Annotated in this window: 13 protein-coding genes; 8 read left to right on the top strand and 5 right to left on the bottom strand. The window is 64.8% G+C overall.

All coding sequences use genetic code 11. From position 1 onward, the window contains the following. Positions 1-84: 84 nt before the first annotated feature. The 4 genes from C4K27_RS22365 to mnmC form a co-directional block, all read right to left on the bottom strand. Positions 85-1269: an osmoprotectant NAGGN system M42 family peptidase gene (locus tag C4K27_RS22365; protein ID WP_053262204.1), complete on the bottom strand. Its 1185-nt coding sequence runs from the start codon at positions 1267-1269 to the stop codon at positions 85-87. A gap of 99 nt (positions 1270-1368) precedes the next feature. Beyond that, a complete protein-coding gene (gene ngg / locus C4K27_RS22360; RefSeq protein WP_053262203.1) occupies positions 1369-3114 on the bottom strand; it encodes an N-acetylglutaminylglutamine synthetase in 1746 nt (581 codons plus the stop codon). Between the two features lie 2 nt (positions 3115-3116). Next, complete coding sequence (locus C4K27_RS22355; protein ID WP_053262202.1) at positions 3117-4889, bottom strand: N-acetylglutaminylglutamine amidotransferase; 1773 nt, start codon at positions 4887-4889, stop codon at positions 3117-3119. Between the two features lie 250 nt (positions 4890-5139). Next, positions 5140-7122: a bifunctional tRNA (5-methylaminomethyl-2-thiouridine)(34)-methyltransferase MnmC2/FAD-dependent 5-carboxymethylaminomethyl-2-thiouridine(34) oxidoreductase MnmC1 gene (gene mnmC, locus C4K27_RS22350; protein WP_053262667.1), complete on the bottom strand. Its 1983-nt coding sequence runs from the start codon at positions 7120-7122 to the stop codon at positions 5140-5142. Between the two features lie 153 nt (positions 7123-7275). Here mnmC and pap point away from each other — a divergent pair, with 153 nt between their 5' ends. The 3 genes from pap to C4K27_RS22335 all read left to right on the top strand — a co-directional run bounded on the left by pap (position 7276) and on the right by C4K27_RS22335 (position 11289). Next, a complete protein-coding gene (gene pap, locus C4K27_RS22345; RefSeq protein WP_053262201.1) occupies positions 7276-8796 on the top strand; it encodes a polyphosphate:AMP phosphotransferase in 1521 nt (506 codons plus the stop codon). Positions 8797-8939: 143 nt separating this feature from the next. Beyond that, positions 8940-10124 (top strand): thiolase family protein, encoded by a 1185-nt coding sequence (locus C4K27_RS22340; RefSeq protein ID WP_007932234.1) that lies wholly within the window; start codon positions 8940-8942, stop codon positions 10122-10124. Between the two features lie 199 nt (positions 10125-10323). Next, positions 10324-11289: a DMT family transporter gene (locus C4K27_RS22335; protein ID WP_053262200.1), complete on the top strand. Its 966-nt coding sequence runs from the start codon at positions 10324-10326 to the stop codon at positions 11287-11289. Between the two features lie 85 nt (positions 11290-11374). Here the strand turns inward: C4K27_RS22335 and C4K27_RS22330 are convergent, their stop codons facing one another. Then, positions 11375-12769 carry a class II fumarate hydratase gene (locus C4K27_RS22330; RefSeq protein ID WP_053262199.1) on the bottom strand — a complete coding sequence of 465 codons (1395 nt, stop codon included), beginning with the start codon at positions 12767-12769 and terminating at the stop codon, positions 11375-11377. Positions 12770-12961: 192 nt separating this feature from the next. On the opposite strand from C4K27_RS22330, the gene C4K27_RS22325 reads away from it, so the two are divergent. The 5 genes from C4K27_RS22325 (at position 12962) to C4K27_RS22305 (ending at position 17278) form a co-directional block, all read left to right on the top strand. Further along, positions 12962-13477 (top strand): DUF2059 domain-containing protein, encoded by a 516-nt coding sequence (locus tag C4K27_RS22325; RefSeq protein ID WP_009045024.1) that lies wholly within the window; start codon positions 12962-12964, stop codon positions 13475-13477. Positions 13478-13489: 12 nt separating this feature from the next. Then, on the top strand, positions 13490-13789 hold the full coding sequence (locus tag C4K27_RS22320; RefSeq protein ID WP_007932228.1) for a BolA family protein: 300 nt from the start codon (positions 13490-13492) through the stop codon (positions 13787-13789). Positions 13790-13890: 101 nt separating this feature from the next. Beyond that, positions 13891-14832 (top strand): oxygen-dependent tRNA uridine(34) hydroxylase TrhO, encoded by a 942-nt coding sequence (trhO, locus tag C4K27_RS22315; RefSeq protein ID WP_007932227.1) that lies wholly within the window; start codon positions 13891-13893, stop codon positions 14830-14832. 36 nt (positions 14833-14868) lie between these two features. Continuing rightward, complete coding sequence (locus C4K27_RS22310) at positions 14869-15471, top strand: DsbA family protein (RefSeq protein ID WP_172963034.1); 603 nt, start codon at positions 14869-14871, stop codon at positions 15469-15471. After that, positions 15464-17278: an ABC transporter ATP-binding protein gene (locus C4K27_RS22305; RefSeq protein ID WP_125738101.1), complete on the top strand. Its 1815-nt coding sequence runs from the start codon at positions 15464-15466 to the stop codon at positions 17276-17278. Before C4K27_RS22310 ends, C4K27_RS22305 begins: the two co-directional genes overlap by 8 nt. Positions 17279-17371 lie beyond the last annotated feature (93 nt).

The following is a 17371-nucleotide window of genomic DNA, read 5'->3' as shown; positions in this document are numbered from 1 at the left end:
AATCCCGGATCCTACTGCGCCGGGCCCCGCGCGGCTAGGCAAACCTCGCGCGGGGCCGGGCTTTTCCCTTCAGGGCTTTTCACCTCAGGACTTTTGCCCCACCAGGCTGTCCACCGACGGCACCCGGGTGTCGCTTTCCATTTGTGTGTCGTGTTCCAGCTGATGGCTGAAACGGTCCAGGGAACCCTGGGCCGGCTGTGCGTCGCTGGCGAACACCGGCGGGCTGAGAATGTAGGCGCCCAGCAGGCGGCTGAGGGCCGCCAGGCTGTCGATATGGGTGCGCTCGTAGCCGTGGGTGGCGTCGCAACCGAAGGCCAGCAGGGCGGTACGGATATCGTGGCCGGCGGTGACCGCCGAATGGGCATCGCTGAAGTAGTAGCGGAACAGGTCGCGGCGCACCGGCAATTCGTGTTCCGTGGCCAGGCGCAGCAGGTGGCGCGACAGGTGATAGTCGTAAGGCCCGCCGGAGTCCTGCATGGCCACGCTCACCGCGTGCTCGCTGGAATGCTGGCCGGGGGCGACCGGGGCGATGTCGATGCCGACGAATTCGCTGACGTCCCAGGGCAGGGCCGCCGCCGCGCCGCTGCCGGTTTCTTCGGTGATGGTGAACAGCGGATGGCAGTCGATCATCAGTGGCTCGCTGCTGTCGACGATGGCCTTGAGCGCGGCCAGCAGCGCCGCGACTCCAGCCTTGTCGTCGAGGTGACGGGCGCTGATATGGCCGCTTTCGGTGAACTCCGGCAAGGGATCGAACGCGACGAAATCGCCGACGCCGATGCCCAGCGACTCGCAGTCGGCGCGGGTGGTGCAGTAGGCATCCAGGCGCAATTCGATGTGGTCCCAACTGATGGGCATCTCGTCCACCGCGGTGTTGAAGGCGTGCCCGGAGGCCATCAGCGGCAACACGCTGCCACGCAATACGCCGTTGTCGGTGAACAGGCTGACCCGGCTGCCCTCGGCGAAACGGCTGGACCAGCAGCCGACCGGGGCCAGGGTCAGGCGGCCGTTGTCTTTCACTGCGCGCACGCTGGCGCCGATGGTGTCCAGGTGCGCCGAGACGGCGCGGTCCGGGCTGTTCTTCTGCCCCTTGAGGGTGGCGCGAATGGTGCCGCGGCGGGTCAACTCGAAGGGAATGCCCAGTTCTTCCAGGCGCTCGGCCACATAACGCACGATGGTGTCGGTGAAGCCGGTGGGGCTGGGAATGGCGAGCATTTCCAGGAGGACTTTCTGCAGGTAGTTGAGGTCCGGTTCGGGAATCGATCGGGTCATGGAAACTCCTGATGATGAAAAGGCATCGCGAGCAAGGCGGCGATCCCTGTAGGAGCGAGGCTTGCCCGCGATGAGGCCGCGACGGTCAGCACAAGGCTTTCAAACCGCCGGCTGGCTGTGGGGAAACAGCAGGTCGACAAAGCGCTCGGCCGTCGGCTGCGGTTCATGGTTGGCCAGGCCGGCGCGCTCGTTGGCCTCAATGAACACGTACTGCGGCTGGTCCGCCGCCGGCACCATCAGGTCGAGGCCGACCATCGGGATATCCAGCGCCCGCGCCGCGCGGATCGCTGCGTCTACCAGTTCCGGATGCAGAATCGCGGTGACATCTTCCAGGGTGCCGCCGGTATGCAGGTTGGCGGTGCGCCGCACGAACAGCCGTTCGCCGGCCGCCAGGATGCTGTCGTAGCCATGCCCGGCGGCCTGCAGGGTGCGCTGGGTTTCGTGGTCCAGGGGGATCTTGCTTTCGCCGCCGGTGGCGGCCTGGCGGCGTCGGCTTTGCGCTTCGATCAGCTGCCTGATGGAGTGCTGGCCGTCGCCGATCACCTCGGCCGGCCGGCGAATGGCTGCGGCGGCCACCTCGAAGCCGATCACCAGGATGCGCAGGTCCAGGCCCTCGTGGAAGCTCTCGAGCAACACCCGGCTGTCGAACCGCCGGGCGTTGTCGATCGCCTGTTGCACTTCTTCGATGGTGCGCAGATCCACGGCCACACCTTGGCCTTGTTCCCCGTCGAGTGGCTTGACCACCACCCGTTCATGCTCGTCGAGAAACGCCAGGTTGTCGTCGGCGTTGCCCGCGAGTTGTTGCGCAGGCAGGTTCAGCCCGGCCTGTTTCAGTACCTTGTGAGTCAGGCTCTTGTCCTGGCACAGGCTCATGCTGATGGCGCTGGTCAGGTCGCTGAGGGATTCGCGGCAACGCACCCGGCGGCCGCCATGGCTGAGGGTGAACATCCCGGCTTCGGCGTCGTCGACCTGCACGTCGATGCCGCGGCGATGGGCTTCCTCGACGATGATCCGCGCGTAAGGGTTGAACTGCGCCTCGGGCCCGGGGCCGAGGAACAGCGGCTGGTTGATACCGTTCTTGCGCTTGATGGCGAAGGTCGACAGGGTGCGGAAACCCAGCTTGGCGTACAGGCACTTGGCCTGGCGATTGTCGTGCAGCACCGACAGGTCGAGGTAGCTCAGGCCACGGCTCATGAAGTGTTCGATCAGGTGCCGGACCAGCACTTCGCCGACCCCCGGGCGGGTGCAATGCGGGTCCACCGCCAGGCACCACAGGCTGCTGCCGTGCTCCGGATCGTGGAAGGCCTTCTGGTGGTCCAGGCCCATGACGCTGCCGATCACCGCGCCGCTGTCTTCGTCTTCGGCCAGCCAGTACACCGGCCCGCCGGCATGGCGCGGGGTCAGCAGGCTCGGGTCGACCGGCAGCATGTTGCGGGCCAGGTACAGCTGGTTGATGGCCTGCCAGTCCGCCGCGCTCTGCGCCCGGCGGATGCGGAAGCCGCGAAACACCCGGGTGGCCTGGCGGTAGTCGCTGAACCACAGGCGCAGGGTGTCCGAGGGGTCGAGGAACAACTGGGTCGGTTCCAGGCCGAGGATCTGCTGGGGGGCGGCGACATACAGGGCGATGTCGCGTTCGCCGGGGTGTTCGTTGAGCAGCTCCTCGGCCAGGCTCGTCGGGTCGGGAAAGGTATGGCCGATCAGCAGCCGGCCCCAGCCGCAATGCACGGCAATCGGGTCGGTGCCGAGGGCGCTGCGGTCTTCGGCGAAACGCGCCTGCAGACGTTCGTAGGAGGGCGCCTGACCGCGCAGCAAGCGTTGGCTGTAAGCCGTGGCATGGGGTTTCATGGTCAGATTCCTTGTTCGCTGAGCCACAGGTTCAGCGCCGCCAGTTGCCACAGCTTGGAGCCGCGCAACGGCGTCAGCTGGCCTTGTGGATCGGTCAGCAGGCGGTCGAGCATCGCCGGGTTGAACAGGCCGCGGTCCTGACTCGGGTCGAGCAGCAGTTCACGTACCCAGTCCAGGGTGGCGCCCTGCAGATGCTTGAGGCCGGGCACCGGGAAGTAGCCTTTCTGGCGGTCGATCACCGCGCTGGGGATCACCCGCCGCGCGGCTTCCTTGAGCACCTGCTTGCCGCCATCGGGCAGCTTGAACCGGGCCGGCACCCGCGCCGACAGCTCCACCAGCCGGTAGTCGAGGAACGGCGTGCGTGCCTCCAGGCCCCAGGCCATGGTCATGTTATCCACACGCTTGACCGGGTCGTCGACCAGCATCACCGTGCTGTCCAGGCGCAGGGCTTTATCCACAGGCTCGGTGGCGCCGGGCTGGGCGAAATGCTCACGGACGAAATCGCCGGCGGCGTCGTTGGCGGTCAGCCACCGCGGTTGCACGGTGGCCGCATAGTCGTCGTAGCTGCGGTCGAAGAACGCCTCGCGGTAGGCCGCGTAGGGATCGCTGGCGCCCTCCACCTGCGGGTACCAGTGGTAACCGGCGAACAGTTCGTCGGCGCCCTGGCCGCTCTGCACCACCTTGCAGTGCTTGGCGACTTCCCGGGACAGCAGGTAGAAGGCGATGCAGTCGTGGCTGACCATGGGTTCGCTCATGGCGCGGAACGCCGCCGGCAGCTGTTCGATGATCTCGCGCTCGTCGATGCGCAACTGATGGTGATCGGTGCCGTAGTGCTGGGCGATCAGGTCCGAATACTGGAACTCGTCGCCGCGTTCGCCGCCGGCATCCTGGAAGCCGATGGAGAAGGTCGACAGGTTATCCACACCGACTTCCCGCAGCAGGCCGACCAGCAGGCTCGAATCGACGCCGCCGGACAGCAGCACGCCGACATCCACTGCCGCCCGTTGGCGGATCGCCACGGCTTCGCGGGTGCTGTCGAGTACGCGGTCGCGCCAGTCTTCCAGGGTCAGCCCGGTTTCATCGGCGCGCGGGCCGTAGGGCAGGGTCCACCAGGTTCGCTGTTCGGTGCGGCCGTCGGCTTCGATGCGCATCCAGGTGGCCGGCGGCAGTTTCTCGATGCCCGCCAGCAGGGTGCGCGGCGCGGGCACCACGGCATGGAAGTTCAGGTAATGGTTGAGCGCCACCGGGTCGAGCAGCGGGTTGATGTCGCCGCCCTTGAGCAGCGCCGGCAAGGCCGAGGCGAAACGCAGGCGCTGGCCGGTGCGCGACAGGTACAGCGGCTTGACGCCCAGGCGGTCGCGGGCGATGAACAGGCGCTTGGCGTCCCGCTCCCAGATGGCGAAGGCGAACATGCCGTTGAGCCGCGGCAGCAGCTCGGCGCCCCAGGCGTGATAGCCCTTGAGCAGCACTTCGGTGTCGCCGCCGGAATAAAAGGCGTAGCCCAGGCTTTCCAGTTCGGCGCGCAGTTCGGGGAAGTTGTAGATCGCGCCGTTGAAGGCCAGGGACAGGCCCAACTGGTTGTCGATCATCGGCTGGGCCGAGCCGTCCGACAGGTCCATGATTTTCAGGCGTCGATGGCCCAGGGCTATCGGGCCCTGGCTATGGAAACCCCAGGCGTCGGGGCCGCGAGGGGCGAGGTGGTGGGTAATTCGTTCAACCGCTGCCAGGTCGGCGGGTTGATGATCAAAACGTAGTTCTCCAGCTAATCCGCACATAAGTCCTTACCGGTTTTTCCGTTGGGGAGGGGTGAATCGCGACCGGCCAGAAACGGCAGGTACCCGGAAACTGACCCAGGTGATCCCCTGGAGTTTTAGACCGATGGGTTATAAGCGGCGGGGCGCAAGTGCGTTGTGGGCTGGGGCAAAGGCCTTGATCTGCCTGGAGTTTTGTCGTGCGGGCAGGGCCCGTGGGCGTTTGCGGGAGATGGCGAAGCGATGCCAGGGCGGCTGGCATCGCTGCTTTATTTCATGGCTTGCCGCGAATCAACCGACGCAAGGCAAAGCGATTGGGGTGACAGGCTTCGGCCACGCTGCGCGGCAGGGGCAGCGGTTCGTTGTCCAGCCAGGCGGCCAGCAACTCGCCCGACAGCGGCGCGGTGATCAAGCCGCGCGAGCCGTGGCCGCTGTTGATATACAGGCCGTCCAGCCAGGGGCAGGGCAGGTCCGGAACCTGGCGCGCGTCCTTGCCCAGCACCGCGTAGACCTCGGCGAATGCCGCCTGGTCCGCCAGGGGACCGACGATCGGCAGATAGTCCGGGCTGGTGCAACGGAAGGCGGCCCGCCCTTCGAGGGTTTGCGCTTGCAGCCGGTCGGCTTCCAGGCGTTCCACCAGGTCCCGGGAGATCTCTTCGAGCATCTGCAGGTTGCCCGCATGCTCGGCGGCGGTGGGTGTCAGGTCTTCGCTCTTGAAATCGAAACTGGCACCCAGGGTGTGTTCGCCCAGTCGCGCGGGGGCGACATAACCCTCGGCGCACACCACGGTGGCCAGGCTCTGGCTGCGCGCGGTCTGCGGCAGTCGGGTGATCTGCCCGCGGATGCGCTTGAGCGGCAGCTCGGCGCTGGCCGCAAAGCGCTTGATCTCGGCGGCACCGGCGAGGATCACCACCTCGGCACTGGCCAGCAACCGCTCGCCGTCCCAGGCCTGCCACTGGCCATCGACCCGGCGCAACTCCACTACATCGTGGTGGGGCAGCAGGCGAATCCGCGGGTGCGCGGCTTGCCACTGGCACAGGGCCGGCGGATGCACCCAGCCACCTTCCGGGTAGAACAGCCCACCGTGGGCCAGGCCGACGCCGGCCAGGGCCTGGGCCTGGGGTTGGTCCAGCTGATGCAACAGTTCCGCCGGAAAGGCCGCCGCCAACTGCGCCTGGCGCTCGGCTTCCTTGGCGTTGAAGGCCAGTTGCAGCACGCCGCAGCTGTCCCAGTCGATGCCCCGTTGCAGCTGTTCGAGCAGGCGCCGGGTGTAGCCGAAACCGCTGAGGATCATCTGCGACAGGGCGGTGCCGTGGGCCGAGAGTTTCAGGTACAGCACGCCCTGGGGATTGCCCGAGGCCTCCTGGGCCAGTTGCCCGTGGCGCTCCAGCAGGCTGACCCGCCAGCCCCGCGCGGCGAGGCTGGCGGCGCTGGCGCAACCGGCCAGGCCGGCGCCGATCACCAGGGCGTGTTGCTCCTGAACCTGTTGAGTCGGGCGAGCGAACCAGGGCTTGCTGGCGGCAGGCAGCGGCGTGTCTTCGGGCCAGCCGAGAAACTCGCCGCGCAGCACTTCCCACTTGTGGCCGATGCCCGGGGTGCGCTTCATCTTGAAGCCCGCGGCATTCAGCAGGCGACGCACCCAGCCGGTGCTGGTGAAGGTGCTGATGCTCGAACCCGGCGCGGCCAGGCGCGCCAGTTCGGCGAACAGCTCGGCGGTCCACATCTCGGGGTTTTTCGCCGGGGCGAAGCCGTCGAGGAACCAGGCGTCGATCTGCCCGTCGAGTTGCGGCAATTGCTCCAGGGCATCGCCGACCAGCAGGGTCAGGGTGACCCGGCCTTCGTCCAGCACCAGACGCTGAAAGCCCTGGTGCACCGCGACATAGGCGCGCAACAGGCGCTCGGCCAGCGGCCCCAGCTCCGGCCACAGGGCCAGGGCGCGCTGCAGGTCGGCTGGCGTCAGCGGGTATTTTTCCACGCTGACGAAATGCAGGCGTGCGCTGGGGTCGGCCTGTTGTTCGAACAACTGCCAGGCGCAGAGAAAGTTCAGGCCGGTGCCGAAGCCGGTTTCGCCGATGACGAAGCGGCCACTGGGCGGCAACGCGGCAAAACGCTCGCGCAGGCGGTTCTGTTCGAGAAACACATGGCGGGTTTCGTCCAGGCCCGACTCGGTGGAGAAATACACATCGTCGAAGACCCGCGAACGCGGGCGACCCTGGTCGTCCCAGTCGAGCTGGGCGTGGGGCTGGGGAGGGGGCAATTCGGCGCTCATGTTCGGCTCGATAACGGCAAGGCGGCCATTCTAGCCGATCGACACACCGGGTAATGATCCACGGCAATAAGCAGCATGTTCGGGGCCGACAAAGCCTAGGTCGATCCGCTAGTCTTGCTCCATCTTGCCAGGGAGTCGCTCATGTTCGAATCTGCCGAAATCGGTCACGCCATCGACAAAAAAACCTTTGATGCCGAAGTCCCGGCCCTGCGCGAAGCCCTGCTGGAGGCCCAGTTCGAGCTGAAGCAGAAAGCCCGTTTTCCGGTGATCGTATTGATCAACGGCATCGAAGGCGCCGGCAAGGGCGAGACGGTGAAACTGCTCAACGAGTGGATGGACCCACGCCTGATCGAGGTCCGCACCTTCGACCAGCAGACCGACGAAGAACTGGCGAGGCCACCGGCCTGGCGCTACTGGCGGATGCTCCCGGCCAAGGGCCGCATGGGGGTGTTTTTCGGCAACTGGTACAGCCAGATGTTGCAGGGACGGGTGCACGAACTGTTCAAGGACGGCCGTTTCGACCAGGCCATCGCCGGCGCCGAGCGCCTGGAAAAGATGCTCTGCGACGAAGGCGCGCTGATCTTCAAGTTCTGGTTCCACCTGTCCAAGAAACAGATGAAGGCCCGCCTCAAGTCCTTGCAGGACGACCCGCTGCACAGCTGGCGCATCAGCCCGCTGGACTGGCAGCAGTCGGAGACCTACGACAAGTTCGTCAAATACGGCGAGCGGGTGTTACGCCGCACCAGCCGCGACTACGCGCCCTGGCATGTGATCGAAGGCGTGGACCCGCATTACCGCAGCCTGGCGGTGGGCAAGATTCTCCTCGAGGGCCTGCAGAGCGCGCTCAACCGGCCGACGCTCGAAGTCGAGTCCCATGTGGCGCCGCTGGGCGAGGCCGTCGACAAGTTGACCCTGCTCGACAGCCTGGACATGAGCCAGCAACTGGACAAGGACGACTACGAGGAGCAACTGATTACCGAGCAGGCGCGCCTGGCCGGCCTGCTGCGCGACAAGCGCATGCGCAAGCACGCGTTGGTGGCGGTTTTCGAGGGCAATGACGCGGCCGGCAAGGGCGGGGCGATTCGCCGGGTAGCGGCGGCGCTGGACCCGCGCCAGTACAGCATCGTGCCGATTGCCGCGCCGACCGAGGACGAGCGGGCCCAGCCGTATCTGTGGCGCTTCTGGCGGCATATTCCGGCACGGGGCAAGTTCACCGTGTTCGACCGTTCCTGGTACGGCCGGGTGCTGGTGGAGCGGGTCGAGGGCTTTTGCAGCCCGGCGGACTGGTTGCGCGCCTATGGCGAGATCAACGACTTCGAGGAGCAGCTCGAGGACGCCGGGGTGATCGTGGTCAAGTTCTGGCTGGCGATCGACAAGCAGACCCAGCTGGAGCGTTTCCAGGCCCGTGAAGATATTCCGTTCAAGCGTTTCAAGATCACCGAGGACGACTGGCGCAACCGCGACAAATGGGATGCCTACCGCGCCGCCGTCGGCGACATGGTCGACCGCACCAGCACCGAGGTCGCGGCCTGGACCCTGGTGGAGGCCAACGACAAGCGCTGGGCCCGGGTCAAGGTGCTGCGCACCCTCAACCGCGCACTGGAAGAGGCATTCGACAAGTCCGAGAAAAAGGACAGGAAAGGCAAGAAGGACAAGAAATAACCGCCGCGGGTTGTGAGCGGGTCACTGGATAAACCCAGCACCGCGATGGTTTTGCATACGCCGGATGAATGATCGTCGCGGCCGGGCAAGGGCTGGATCTATGCTCGAGACACTCACAACCGACAACAACAATGAGGTATGCCATGCGTGAAGTGGTGATCGTCGATAGCGTGCGGACCGGCCTGGCCAAGTCCTTTCGCGGCAAGTTCAACCAGACCCGTCCGGATGACATGGCCGCCCATTGCGTCAATGCGCTGCTGAGCCGCAACGGTATCGACCCGGCCAGCGTCGAGGACTGCATCGTCGGCGCCGGTTCCAACGAAGGCGCCCAGGGCTACAACATCGGGCGCAACGTCGCGGTGCTGTCGCGCCTGGGCACCGGTACCGCGGGCATGACCCTCAACCGTTTCTGTTCGTCCGGCCTGCAGGCGATCGCCATCGCGGCCAACCAGATCGCGTCCGGTTGCAGTGACGTCATTGTCGCCGGCGGGGTCGAGTCCATCAGCCTGACGATGAAAAGCGTCAACACCGACAACCTGATCAACCCGCTGCTCAAGGAACAGGTGCCGGGCATCTATTTCCCCATGGGCCAGACCGCCGAGGTGGTCGCCCGGCGTTATAACGTGAGTCGCGAGGAGCAGGACCTGTATGCCCTGCAGAGCCAGCAGCGCACCGCGGCGGCCCAGGCGGCCGGGCTGTTCGACGACGAGATCGTGGCGATGGCGGTGAAGTACCGGGTCGAGGACAAGAACAGCGGCCAGGTGCAGATCCTCGACGGCGTGGTCGATCGCGACGACTGCAACCGCCCGGACACTACCCTGGAAAGCCTGGCCGGTTTGAAGCCGGTGTTCGCCGAAGACGGCTCGGTGACCGCCGGCAACTCCTCGCAATTGTCCGATGGCGCCTCCATGACCCTGGTCATGAGCCTGGAGCGAGCCCTGGCGCTGGGGCTCAAGCCCAAGGCGTTCTTCCGCGGCTTCACCGTGGCCGGTTGCGAGCCGGACGAAATGGGCATCGGCCCGGTATTCTCGGTGCCCAGGCTGCTCAAGGCCAAGGGCCTGCAAGTGGACGACATCGACCTCTGGGAGTTGAACGAGGCCTTCGCCTCGCAATGCCTGTACAGCCGCAACCGGCTGCAGATCGACAACGCCAGGTACAACGTCAACGGCGGCTCGATCTCCATCGGCCACCCGTTCGGCATGACCGGTTCGCGCCAGGTCGGCCACCTGGTGCGCGAACTGCAACGGCGCAACCTGCGCTACGGCATCGTCACCATGTGCGTCGGCGGTGGCATGGGTGCGACCGGGTTGTTCGAAGCGGTGCGCTAAGCCGTCAGACGGGGTGGAACCTATCGCGGGCAAGCCTCGCTCCTACAGAACGGTGGTGCTTCTGTAGGAGCGAGGCTTGCCCGCGATGCTTTTTGCGACCTGCACAATCCTGTTTACGTTCACCCTCCAACTGTCTCTGTGTAAGTCACGGCCCCGGGCCTAGAATGCGGGCTCTCTCCATCAGGCTTTTGGGGGTCGCATGCATATCTCGTCCGGTCGCTGGGTCTACGGCTTGTTCCTCGCACTGCTGACGGCGCTGCTGTGGGGCATCCTGCCGATCAAGCTCAAGCAAGTGTTGCTGGTGATGGACCCGGTGACCGTGACCTGGTTTCGCCTGTTGGTGTCCGGTGGTTTCCTGCTGGTCTACCTGGCGGCGGTCAAGCGTTTGCCCAGCTGGCGGGTACTCGGGCCGCGCGGCGGCTGGCTGGTGCTGATGGCGGTCTGCGGGCTGGTGGGCAACTACGTGCTGTACCTGATGGGGCTGAACCTGCTGAGCCCCGGCACCGCGCAACTGGTGGTGCAGATGGGGCCGATCCTGCTGCTGATCGCCAGCCTGTTTGTGTTCAAGGAGCGTTTCAGCCTGGGGCAGGGGATTGGCCTGGCGGTGCTGCTGATCGGTTTCGGGCTGTTTTTCAATCAGCGCCTGACCGAGCTGCTGACGTCCTTGAGCAACTACACCGCCGGGGTGCTGACGGTGCTCGCCGCCTCGGCGGTCTGGACCTTCTACGCCCTGGGCCAGAAGCAATTGCTGACGGTGTGGAATTCCTTGCAGGTGATGATGGTGATCTACCTGTTCTGCGCGCTGTTGCTCACGCCGTGGGCCCATCCTCTCGAAGCGCTTGAATTGAGCCCGCTGCAAGGCTGGCTGTTGCTGGCCTGCTGCCTGAATACCCTGATCGCCTACGGTGCCTTCGCCGAAGCACTGGCCCATTGGGAAGCGTCGCGGGTCAGCGCCACGCTGGCGATCACGCCCTTGGTGACCTTCGCCGCGGTGGCGGTGGCAGCCTGGTTGTGGCCCGAATATGTGCATGCCGAACAGATCAACGGCCTGGGCTATGGCGGGGCGGTGCTGGTGGTGCTGGGGTCGGCCTTGACGGCCCTGGGGCCTTCGCTGATGGCCGGGCTCAAGGCGCGGCGGGTACGTATGGAAATGCCGCAGAGCTAGGGCGCGTTATCGTCGATCGCGGGCAAGCCTCGCTCCTGCAGAAGCAGGAGCGAGGCTGATTTGCAGCTGATCCAATCGCTGGCGATCAACCCTGCTTGCCAGCCTCCAGCATGTTTTCCGGACGCACCCAGGCATCGAACTCTTCGTCCGTCAGGTAACCCAGCTCCAGGGCCGCTTCACGCAAGGTGCGGTTCTCGGCATAGGCCTTCTTGGCAATCTCGGCGGACTTGTCGTAGCCGATATGGGTGTTGAGCGCGGTGACCAGCATCAGCCCGCGTTCCAGATGGTCGGCCATCTGCACCGGGTCGGGCTCCAGGCCGGCGATGCAGTGCTGCTGGAAGTTGCTGCAGCCGTCGGCGAGCAGGCGCACCGATTGCAGCAGGTTGTGGATGATCACCGGCTTGAACACGTTCAGTTGCAGGTGGCCCTGGCTGGCGGCGAAGCCGATGGCCACGTCGTTGCCCATCACCTGGCAGGCCAGCATCGACAGGGCTTCGCACTGGGTCGGGTTGACCTTGCCCGGCATGATCGAGCTGCCCGGTTCGTTGGCCGGCAGCCTGACCTCGGCCAGCCCGGCCCGTGGTCCGGAGCCCAGCAGGCGCAGGTCGTTGGCGATTTTCATCAGGCACACCGCCAGGGTCTTCAGGGCGCCGGAGAGGGTGGTCAGGGGTTCGTGGCCGGCAAGGGCGGCGAACTTGTTCGGCGCGGTGACAAACGGCAGGCCGGACAAGGCCGCCAGCTCGGCGGCGATCGCCTCGCCGAAACCATGGGGCGAGTTCAGCCCGGTGCCGACGGCGGTACCGCCCTGGGCCAGCTCGCAGACCGCCGGCAGGGCCGCGCGAATGGCGCGCTCGGCGTAGTCCAGTTGCGCGATGAAGGCCGACAGCTCCTGGCCGAAGGTGATGGGCGTGGCATCCATCATGTGGGTGCGCCCGGTTTTCACCAGCTTCATGTGCCGTGCCGCGAGTTCGGCCAGGCCGCCGGACAGTTCGGCGATCGATGGCAACAGATGCTGCTGCACCGCCTGGGCCGCGGCGATGTGCATTGCCGTAGGGAAGCAGTCGTTGGAGCTTTGCGAGCGATTCACATGGTCGTTGGGGTGCACCGGGCTCTTGCCGCCGCGCGGGTTGCCGGCCAGTTCGTTGGCGCGACCGGCGATCACCTCGTTGACGTTCATGTTGCTCTGGGTGCCGCTGCCGGTCTGCCAGACCACCAGTGGGAACTGGTCGTCATGCTGGCCGTCCAGCACCTCGTCGGCGGCCTGTTCGATCAGGCGAGCAATGTTGGCCGGCAGGTCGCCGTTGCGGTCGTTGACCCGAGCCGCGGCCTTCTTGATCAACGCCAGGGCATGCAGGACCGACAGCGGCATGCGCTCGTTGCCGATGGCGAAGTTGATCAGCGAACGCTGGGTCTGGGCGCCCCAATAGGCTTCGTCCGGGACTTCAACCTGGCCAAGGCTGTCGGTTTCGATTCGACTCATCGTGCTCACTCCTGTAGGTCTGATTGCGCAGTTTAGGCCGTGATCCACCGCCTGGGTTCCATAAAGCGCCTTTTGTGTCATTTGGTCGAGCAAATGCAGGCACCACAAGGCTTGGGGTTGAGCGACAGAGTTTTTTAGGCGCAGAATGGTCGCCCTTGGGGTTATACCTCGCCTGCTAGAAAAGGAAACTCGATGACTCGTCTTCGTGCCATCTGTACCGCGGTTGCTCTGGTTTGCGCCAGCGGCCAGGTGCTTGCCGATACCGCCAGCCACAACGCCAGTGCCGAAGCTTTCCTGACCCTGGCGCACGCTGACAAGCTGGGCACTCCGGTGTACATGCAAGTGCAGCAAATGTTCGCTCAGCGTTTTGAACAGACCAAAGCCCCAGAGTCGAAAAAAGCCGTGCTGGAAACCTACCAGGCCAAGGCCAACGCCGCCCTGGACCAGGCCATCGGCTGGAACAAGCTGAAGCCGGACATGGTCAAGCTCTACACCAGCAACTTCAGCGAATCCGAGCTCAAGGACCTGGTGGCGTTCTACCAGTCGCCGCTGGGCAAGAAAGTCCTGGAAAAAATGCCGCAGCTGACCCAGCAATCGGCCCAGATGACCCAGGCCAAGCTGGAAAGCGCGGTACCGGTAGTCAACAAGCTGCTGGCCGACATGACCGCCGAACTCGAGCCTAAGGCCGCACCGGCGAAGAAGAAGTAAGCGGAGCCAGGAATGACCATGCAACAACGTATCGAATCGGCACTAGGCGCATTGCAGCCAGAGCATTTGCAGGTGCTGGATGAAAGCCACATGCACAGCCGCGGCCTGGAAACCCATTTCAAGGCCGTGCTGGTCAGCGAGCAGTTTGCCGGGCTCAACAGCGTCAAGCGTCACCAGAAGGTCTACGCGACCCTGGGCGAGCTGATGGGCCAGTTTCATGCGTTGGCGCTGCATACCTACACGCCAGAGGAATGGGCGAAGATCGGCGTGGCCCCGGCCTCGCCGACCTGCGCTGGCGGCAGCAAGCATTAACCACAGGTTTTTTGCTAGAATCCGCAACGCGCCGCTCAGTCGGCGCGTTTTTTTTGCATCCGGTTCACCCTTTGCGAGGGTAGCCACCTGGAGAATTACCCATGACACAACAGATTGTCGTGGCGGCACTGTATAAGTTCGTCACCCTCGAAGATTACGTTGCCCTGCGCGAACCGCTGCTCAAGGCGATGCTCGACAACGGCATCAAGGGCACCCTGCTGATCGCCGAAGAAGGTATCAACGGCACCGTTTCCGGTAGCCGCGAAGGCATCGACGGGCTGCTGGCCTGGCTCAAGAACGACCCGCGCATGGTCGACATCGATCACAAGGAATCGTACTGCGACGAGCAGCCGTTCTACCGCACCAAGGTCAAGCTCAAGAAAGAGATCGTGACCCTGGGCGTACCCGGCGTCGACCCGAACAAGAAGGTCGGCACCTATGTCGAACCGCAGGACTGGAACGCGCTGATCAGCGATCCGCAAGTGCTGCTGATCGACACCCGCAACGACTATGAGGTTTCGATCGGCACCTTCGAAGGCGCCATCGACCCGAAGACCACCAGTTTTCGCGAATTCCCCGACTACATCAAAGCCAACTTCGACCCGAGCAAGCACAAGAAAGTCGCGATGTTCTGCACCGGCGGCATTCGTTGCGAGAAAGCTTCGAGCTACATGCTCAGTGAAGGCTTCGGCGAGGTCTTCCACCTCAAGGGCGGTATTCTCAAGTACCTCGAAGAGGTGCCGCAGCAAGAGAGTAAATGGCAGGGTGACTGCTTCGTCTTCGATAATCGGGTGACCGTGCGTCACGACCTCAGCGAAGGCGACTACGATCAATGTCATGCCTGCCGCACGCCGGTAAGCGTCGAGGATCGCGCCAGCGAGCACTATGTGCCGGGTATCAGTTGCCCGCACTGCTGGGACACGTTGAGCGAGAAAACCCGCCGCAGCGCCATCGACCGGCAGAAGCAGATTGAACTGGCCAAGGCTCGCAACATGCCGCACCCGATCGGTTACAACTACAAGCAATCTTCTTCCGAGGCCTGAGCCATGTCTGCCCGCCTGCTCTATGTGATGGACCCGATGTGTTCGTGGTGCTGGGGCTTCGCTCCAGTGGCCGAGGCCCTGGTCGAGCAGGCGCGGGCCGCGGGCGTCGAGTTGCATCTGGTGGTGGGCGGCCTGCGGACTGGCAGTGGCTCGGCACTGGAGCCGACCACCCGCCGCTATATCCTCGAACACTGGCAGGCGGTCACCGAGGCCACCGGCCAGCCGTTCAAGTTCGAGGGCGCCTTGCCCGACGGTTTTGTCTATGACACCGAGCCTGCGTGCCGCGCCATCGTCACGGCGCGCAGCCTGGCGCCGGATTGCGCCTGGAAACTCTTGCGCCTGATCCAGCGGGCTTTTTACGTCGAAGGCCGGGATGTCACTCGCGCCAGCGTTCTGGTGGAACTGGCCGAGGAAGCGGGCGTGCCGCGCATCGAGTTCGCCGAGGCGTTCGATCGCGCCGAGCAGCATGCCGCGACCGCCGCCGATTTCACCTGGGTCCAGGACTTGGGGATTGCCGGCTTCCCGACGATGCTGGCCGAGCGCAATGGCCAGCTGGCCTTGTTGACCAATGGCTACCAGCCCCTGAGTGAGCTGTCTCCACTGCTCGGCCGCTGGCTGGAGCGTGCCGCCTGTGCGTGATCCACAAGCGCCGGAACCCGTCGATCGCCTGAGCTGGGCGCAAGTCCGCCGGCTGGCACTGCAGCATAAAAAAGCCCTGTGGATCGCCAATGGCGTGGCCGTCCTGGCGACGCTGTGCAGCGTGCCTATCCCGTTGCTGCTGCCGCTGTTGGTGGACGAAGTGCTGCTGGGGCATGGCGATGCCGCGCTGAAGGTGATGAACCACGCCTTGCCCGCGGGCTGGCAGAGCGCCGCCGGCTACATCGGCCTGATGTTGTTGATCACCCTGATGCTGCGTTGCTCGGCGCTACTGTTCAACGTGCTGCAGGCCCGGTTGTTTGCCGGGTTGGCCAAGGACATTGTCTATCGCATCCGTCTGCGGCTGATCGAGCGCCTCAAGCGCATTTCCCTGGGCGAGTATGAAAGCCTGGGCAGCGGTACGGTGACGACTCATCTGGTCACCGACCTCGACACCCTCGACAAGTTTGTCGGCGAAACCCTCAGCCGTTTTCTGGTGGCCATGCTCACGCTGGTGGGCACCGCGGGCATCCTGATGTGGATGCATTGGCAGCTGGCGCTGCTGATCCTGTTGTTCAATCCCCTGGTGATCTACGCCACGGTGCAGTTGGGCAAGCGGGTCAAACACCTGAAAAAGCTCGAGAACGACAGCACCTCGCGTTTCACCCAGGCCCTGACCGAAACCCTGGATGCGATCCAGGAAGTCCGTGCGGGCAACCGCCAGGGCTTTTTCCTCGGCCGTCTCGGCCGGCGTGCCCTGGATGTGCGGGACTACGCGGTGGCTTCGCAATGGAAGAGCGACGCCTCCAATCGCGCCAGCGGGCTGCTGTTCCAGTTCGGGATCGATATCTTTCGTGCGGCGGCCATGCTCACCGTGCTGTTTTCCGATCTGTCCATCGGCCAGATGCTGGCCGTATTCAGCTACCTGTGGTTCATGATCGGCCCGGTGGAACAACTGCTGAACCTGCAGTACGCCTACTATGCCGCCGGTGGCGCGTTGTCGCGCATCAACGAGCTGCTGTCGCGGGCCGACGAGCCGCAGTATGCCGGCGGTGTCGACCCGTTCCAGGGGCGCGAGACCGTGGGTATCGAAGTCAGCGGCCTGAGTTTCGGCTACGGCGACGAGCTGGTGCTGGACCAAATGAACCTGTCGATCGAGCCGGGGGAGAAGGTGGCGATCGTCGGCGCCAGTGGCGGCGGCAAAAGTACCCTGGTGCAGCTGTTGCTGGGGCTCTACACACCGCAGGCGGGCGTGATTCGTTTTGGCGGCAAGACCCAGCAGGAAATCGGCCTGGAAACCCTGCGGGAAAACGTGGCGGTGGTGTTGCAGCATCCGGCGCTGTTCAACGACAGCATCCGCGCCAACCTGACCATGGGCCGCGAGCGCAGCGACGAAGCCTGTTGGCGGGCGTTGGAAATTGCCCAGTTGGACTCGACGGTCCGCGCCCTGGCCAACGGCCTGGACAGTGTGGTCGGCCGTTCCGGCGTGCGTCTGTCTGGCGGCCAGCGCCAGCGCCTGGCCATCGCGCGGATGGTCCTGGCCGAACCCAAGGTGGTGATCCTCGACGAAGCCACTTCCGCGCTGGACGCCGCCACCGAGTACAACCTGCACCAGGCGCTGACGCGTTTCCTCCACGGTCGGACCACACTGATCATTGCCCACCGCCTGTCCGCGGTAAAACAGGCGGATCGGGTTCTGGTGTTCGATGGCGGGCAGATTGCCGAAGATGGCGACCATCAGCAGCTAATTGCCGACGGCGGCCTTTACGCCAAGCTTTACGGGCATTTGCAGCAAGTCCAGCGACCTTGAGTTTTATCCGGTTTTCTGTGCTTAGTGCTTGAATTCTCTGGTGGAAATGACCCTCCTGGGGCGCGGCCCTGTCGTGTCTTGACTGGCAGCGTG

It is taken from the genome of Pseudomonas chlororaphis subsp. chlororaphis (genome assembly GCF_003945765.1).
In the GTDB taxonomy this organism is placed as follows: Bacteria; Pseudomonadota; Gammaproteobacteria; order Pseudomonadales; family Pseudomonadaceae; genus Aquipseudomonas; species Aquipseudomonas chlororaphis.
The sequence above is the reverse complement of the archived record's forward strand: the minus strand, read 5'-3'. Positions and strand labels throughout refer to the sequence as shown.

Excerpts from the sequence above, each read along its gene's own strand:
- C4K27_RS22330 (WP_053262199.1), bottom strand. The coding sequence starts at position 12,769 with ATGAGTCGAATCGAAACCGACAGCCTTGGCCAGGTTGAAGTCCCGGAC.
- C4K27_RS22335 (WP_053262200.1), top strand. The coding sequence starts at position 10,324 with ATGCATATCTCGTCCGGTCGCTGGGTCTACGGCTTGTTCCTCGCACTG.
- C4K27_RS22325 (WP_009045024.1), top strand. The coding sequence starts at position 12,962 with ATGACTCGTCTTCGTGCCATCTGTACCGCGGTTGCTCTGGTTTGCGCC.
- C4K27_RS22365 (WP_053262204.1), bottom strand. The coding sequence starts at position 1,269 with ATGACCCGATCGATTCCCGAACCGGACCTCAACTACCTGCAGAAAGTC.
- trhO (WP_007932227.1), top strand. The coding sequence starts at position 13,891 with ATGACACAACAGATTGTCGTGGCGGCACTGTATAAGTTCGTCACCCTC.
- C4K27_RS22310 (WP_172963034.1), top strand. The coding sequence starts at position 14,869 with ATGTGTTCGTGGTGCTGGGGCTTCGCTCCAGTGGCCGAGGCCCTGGTC.
- C4K27_RS22340 (WP_007932234.1), top strand. The coding sequence starts at position 8,940 with ATGCGTGAAGTGGTGATCGTCGATAGCGTGCGGACCGGCCTGGCCAAG.
- ngg (WP_053262203.1), bottom strand. The coding sequence starts at position 3,114 with ATGAAACCCCATGCCACGGCTTACAGCCAACGCTTGCTGCGCGGTCAG.
- C4K27_RS22355 (WP_053262202.1), bottom strand. The coding sequence starts at position 4,889 with ATGTGCGGATTAGCTGGAGAACTACGTTTTGATCATCAACCCGCCGAC.
- C4K27_RS22320 (WP_007932228.1), top strand. The coding sequence starts at position 13,490 with ATGACCATGCAACAACGTATCGAATCGGCACTAGGCGCATTGCAGCCA.
- pap (WP_053262201.1), top strand. The coding sequence starts at position 7,276 with ATGTTCGAATCTGCCGAAATCGGTCACGCCATCGACAAAAAAACCTTT.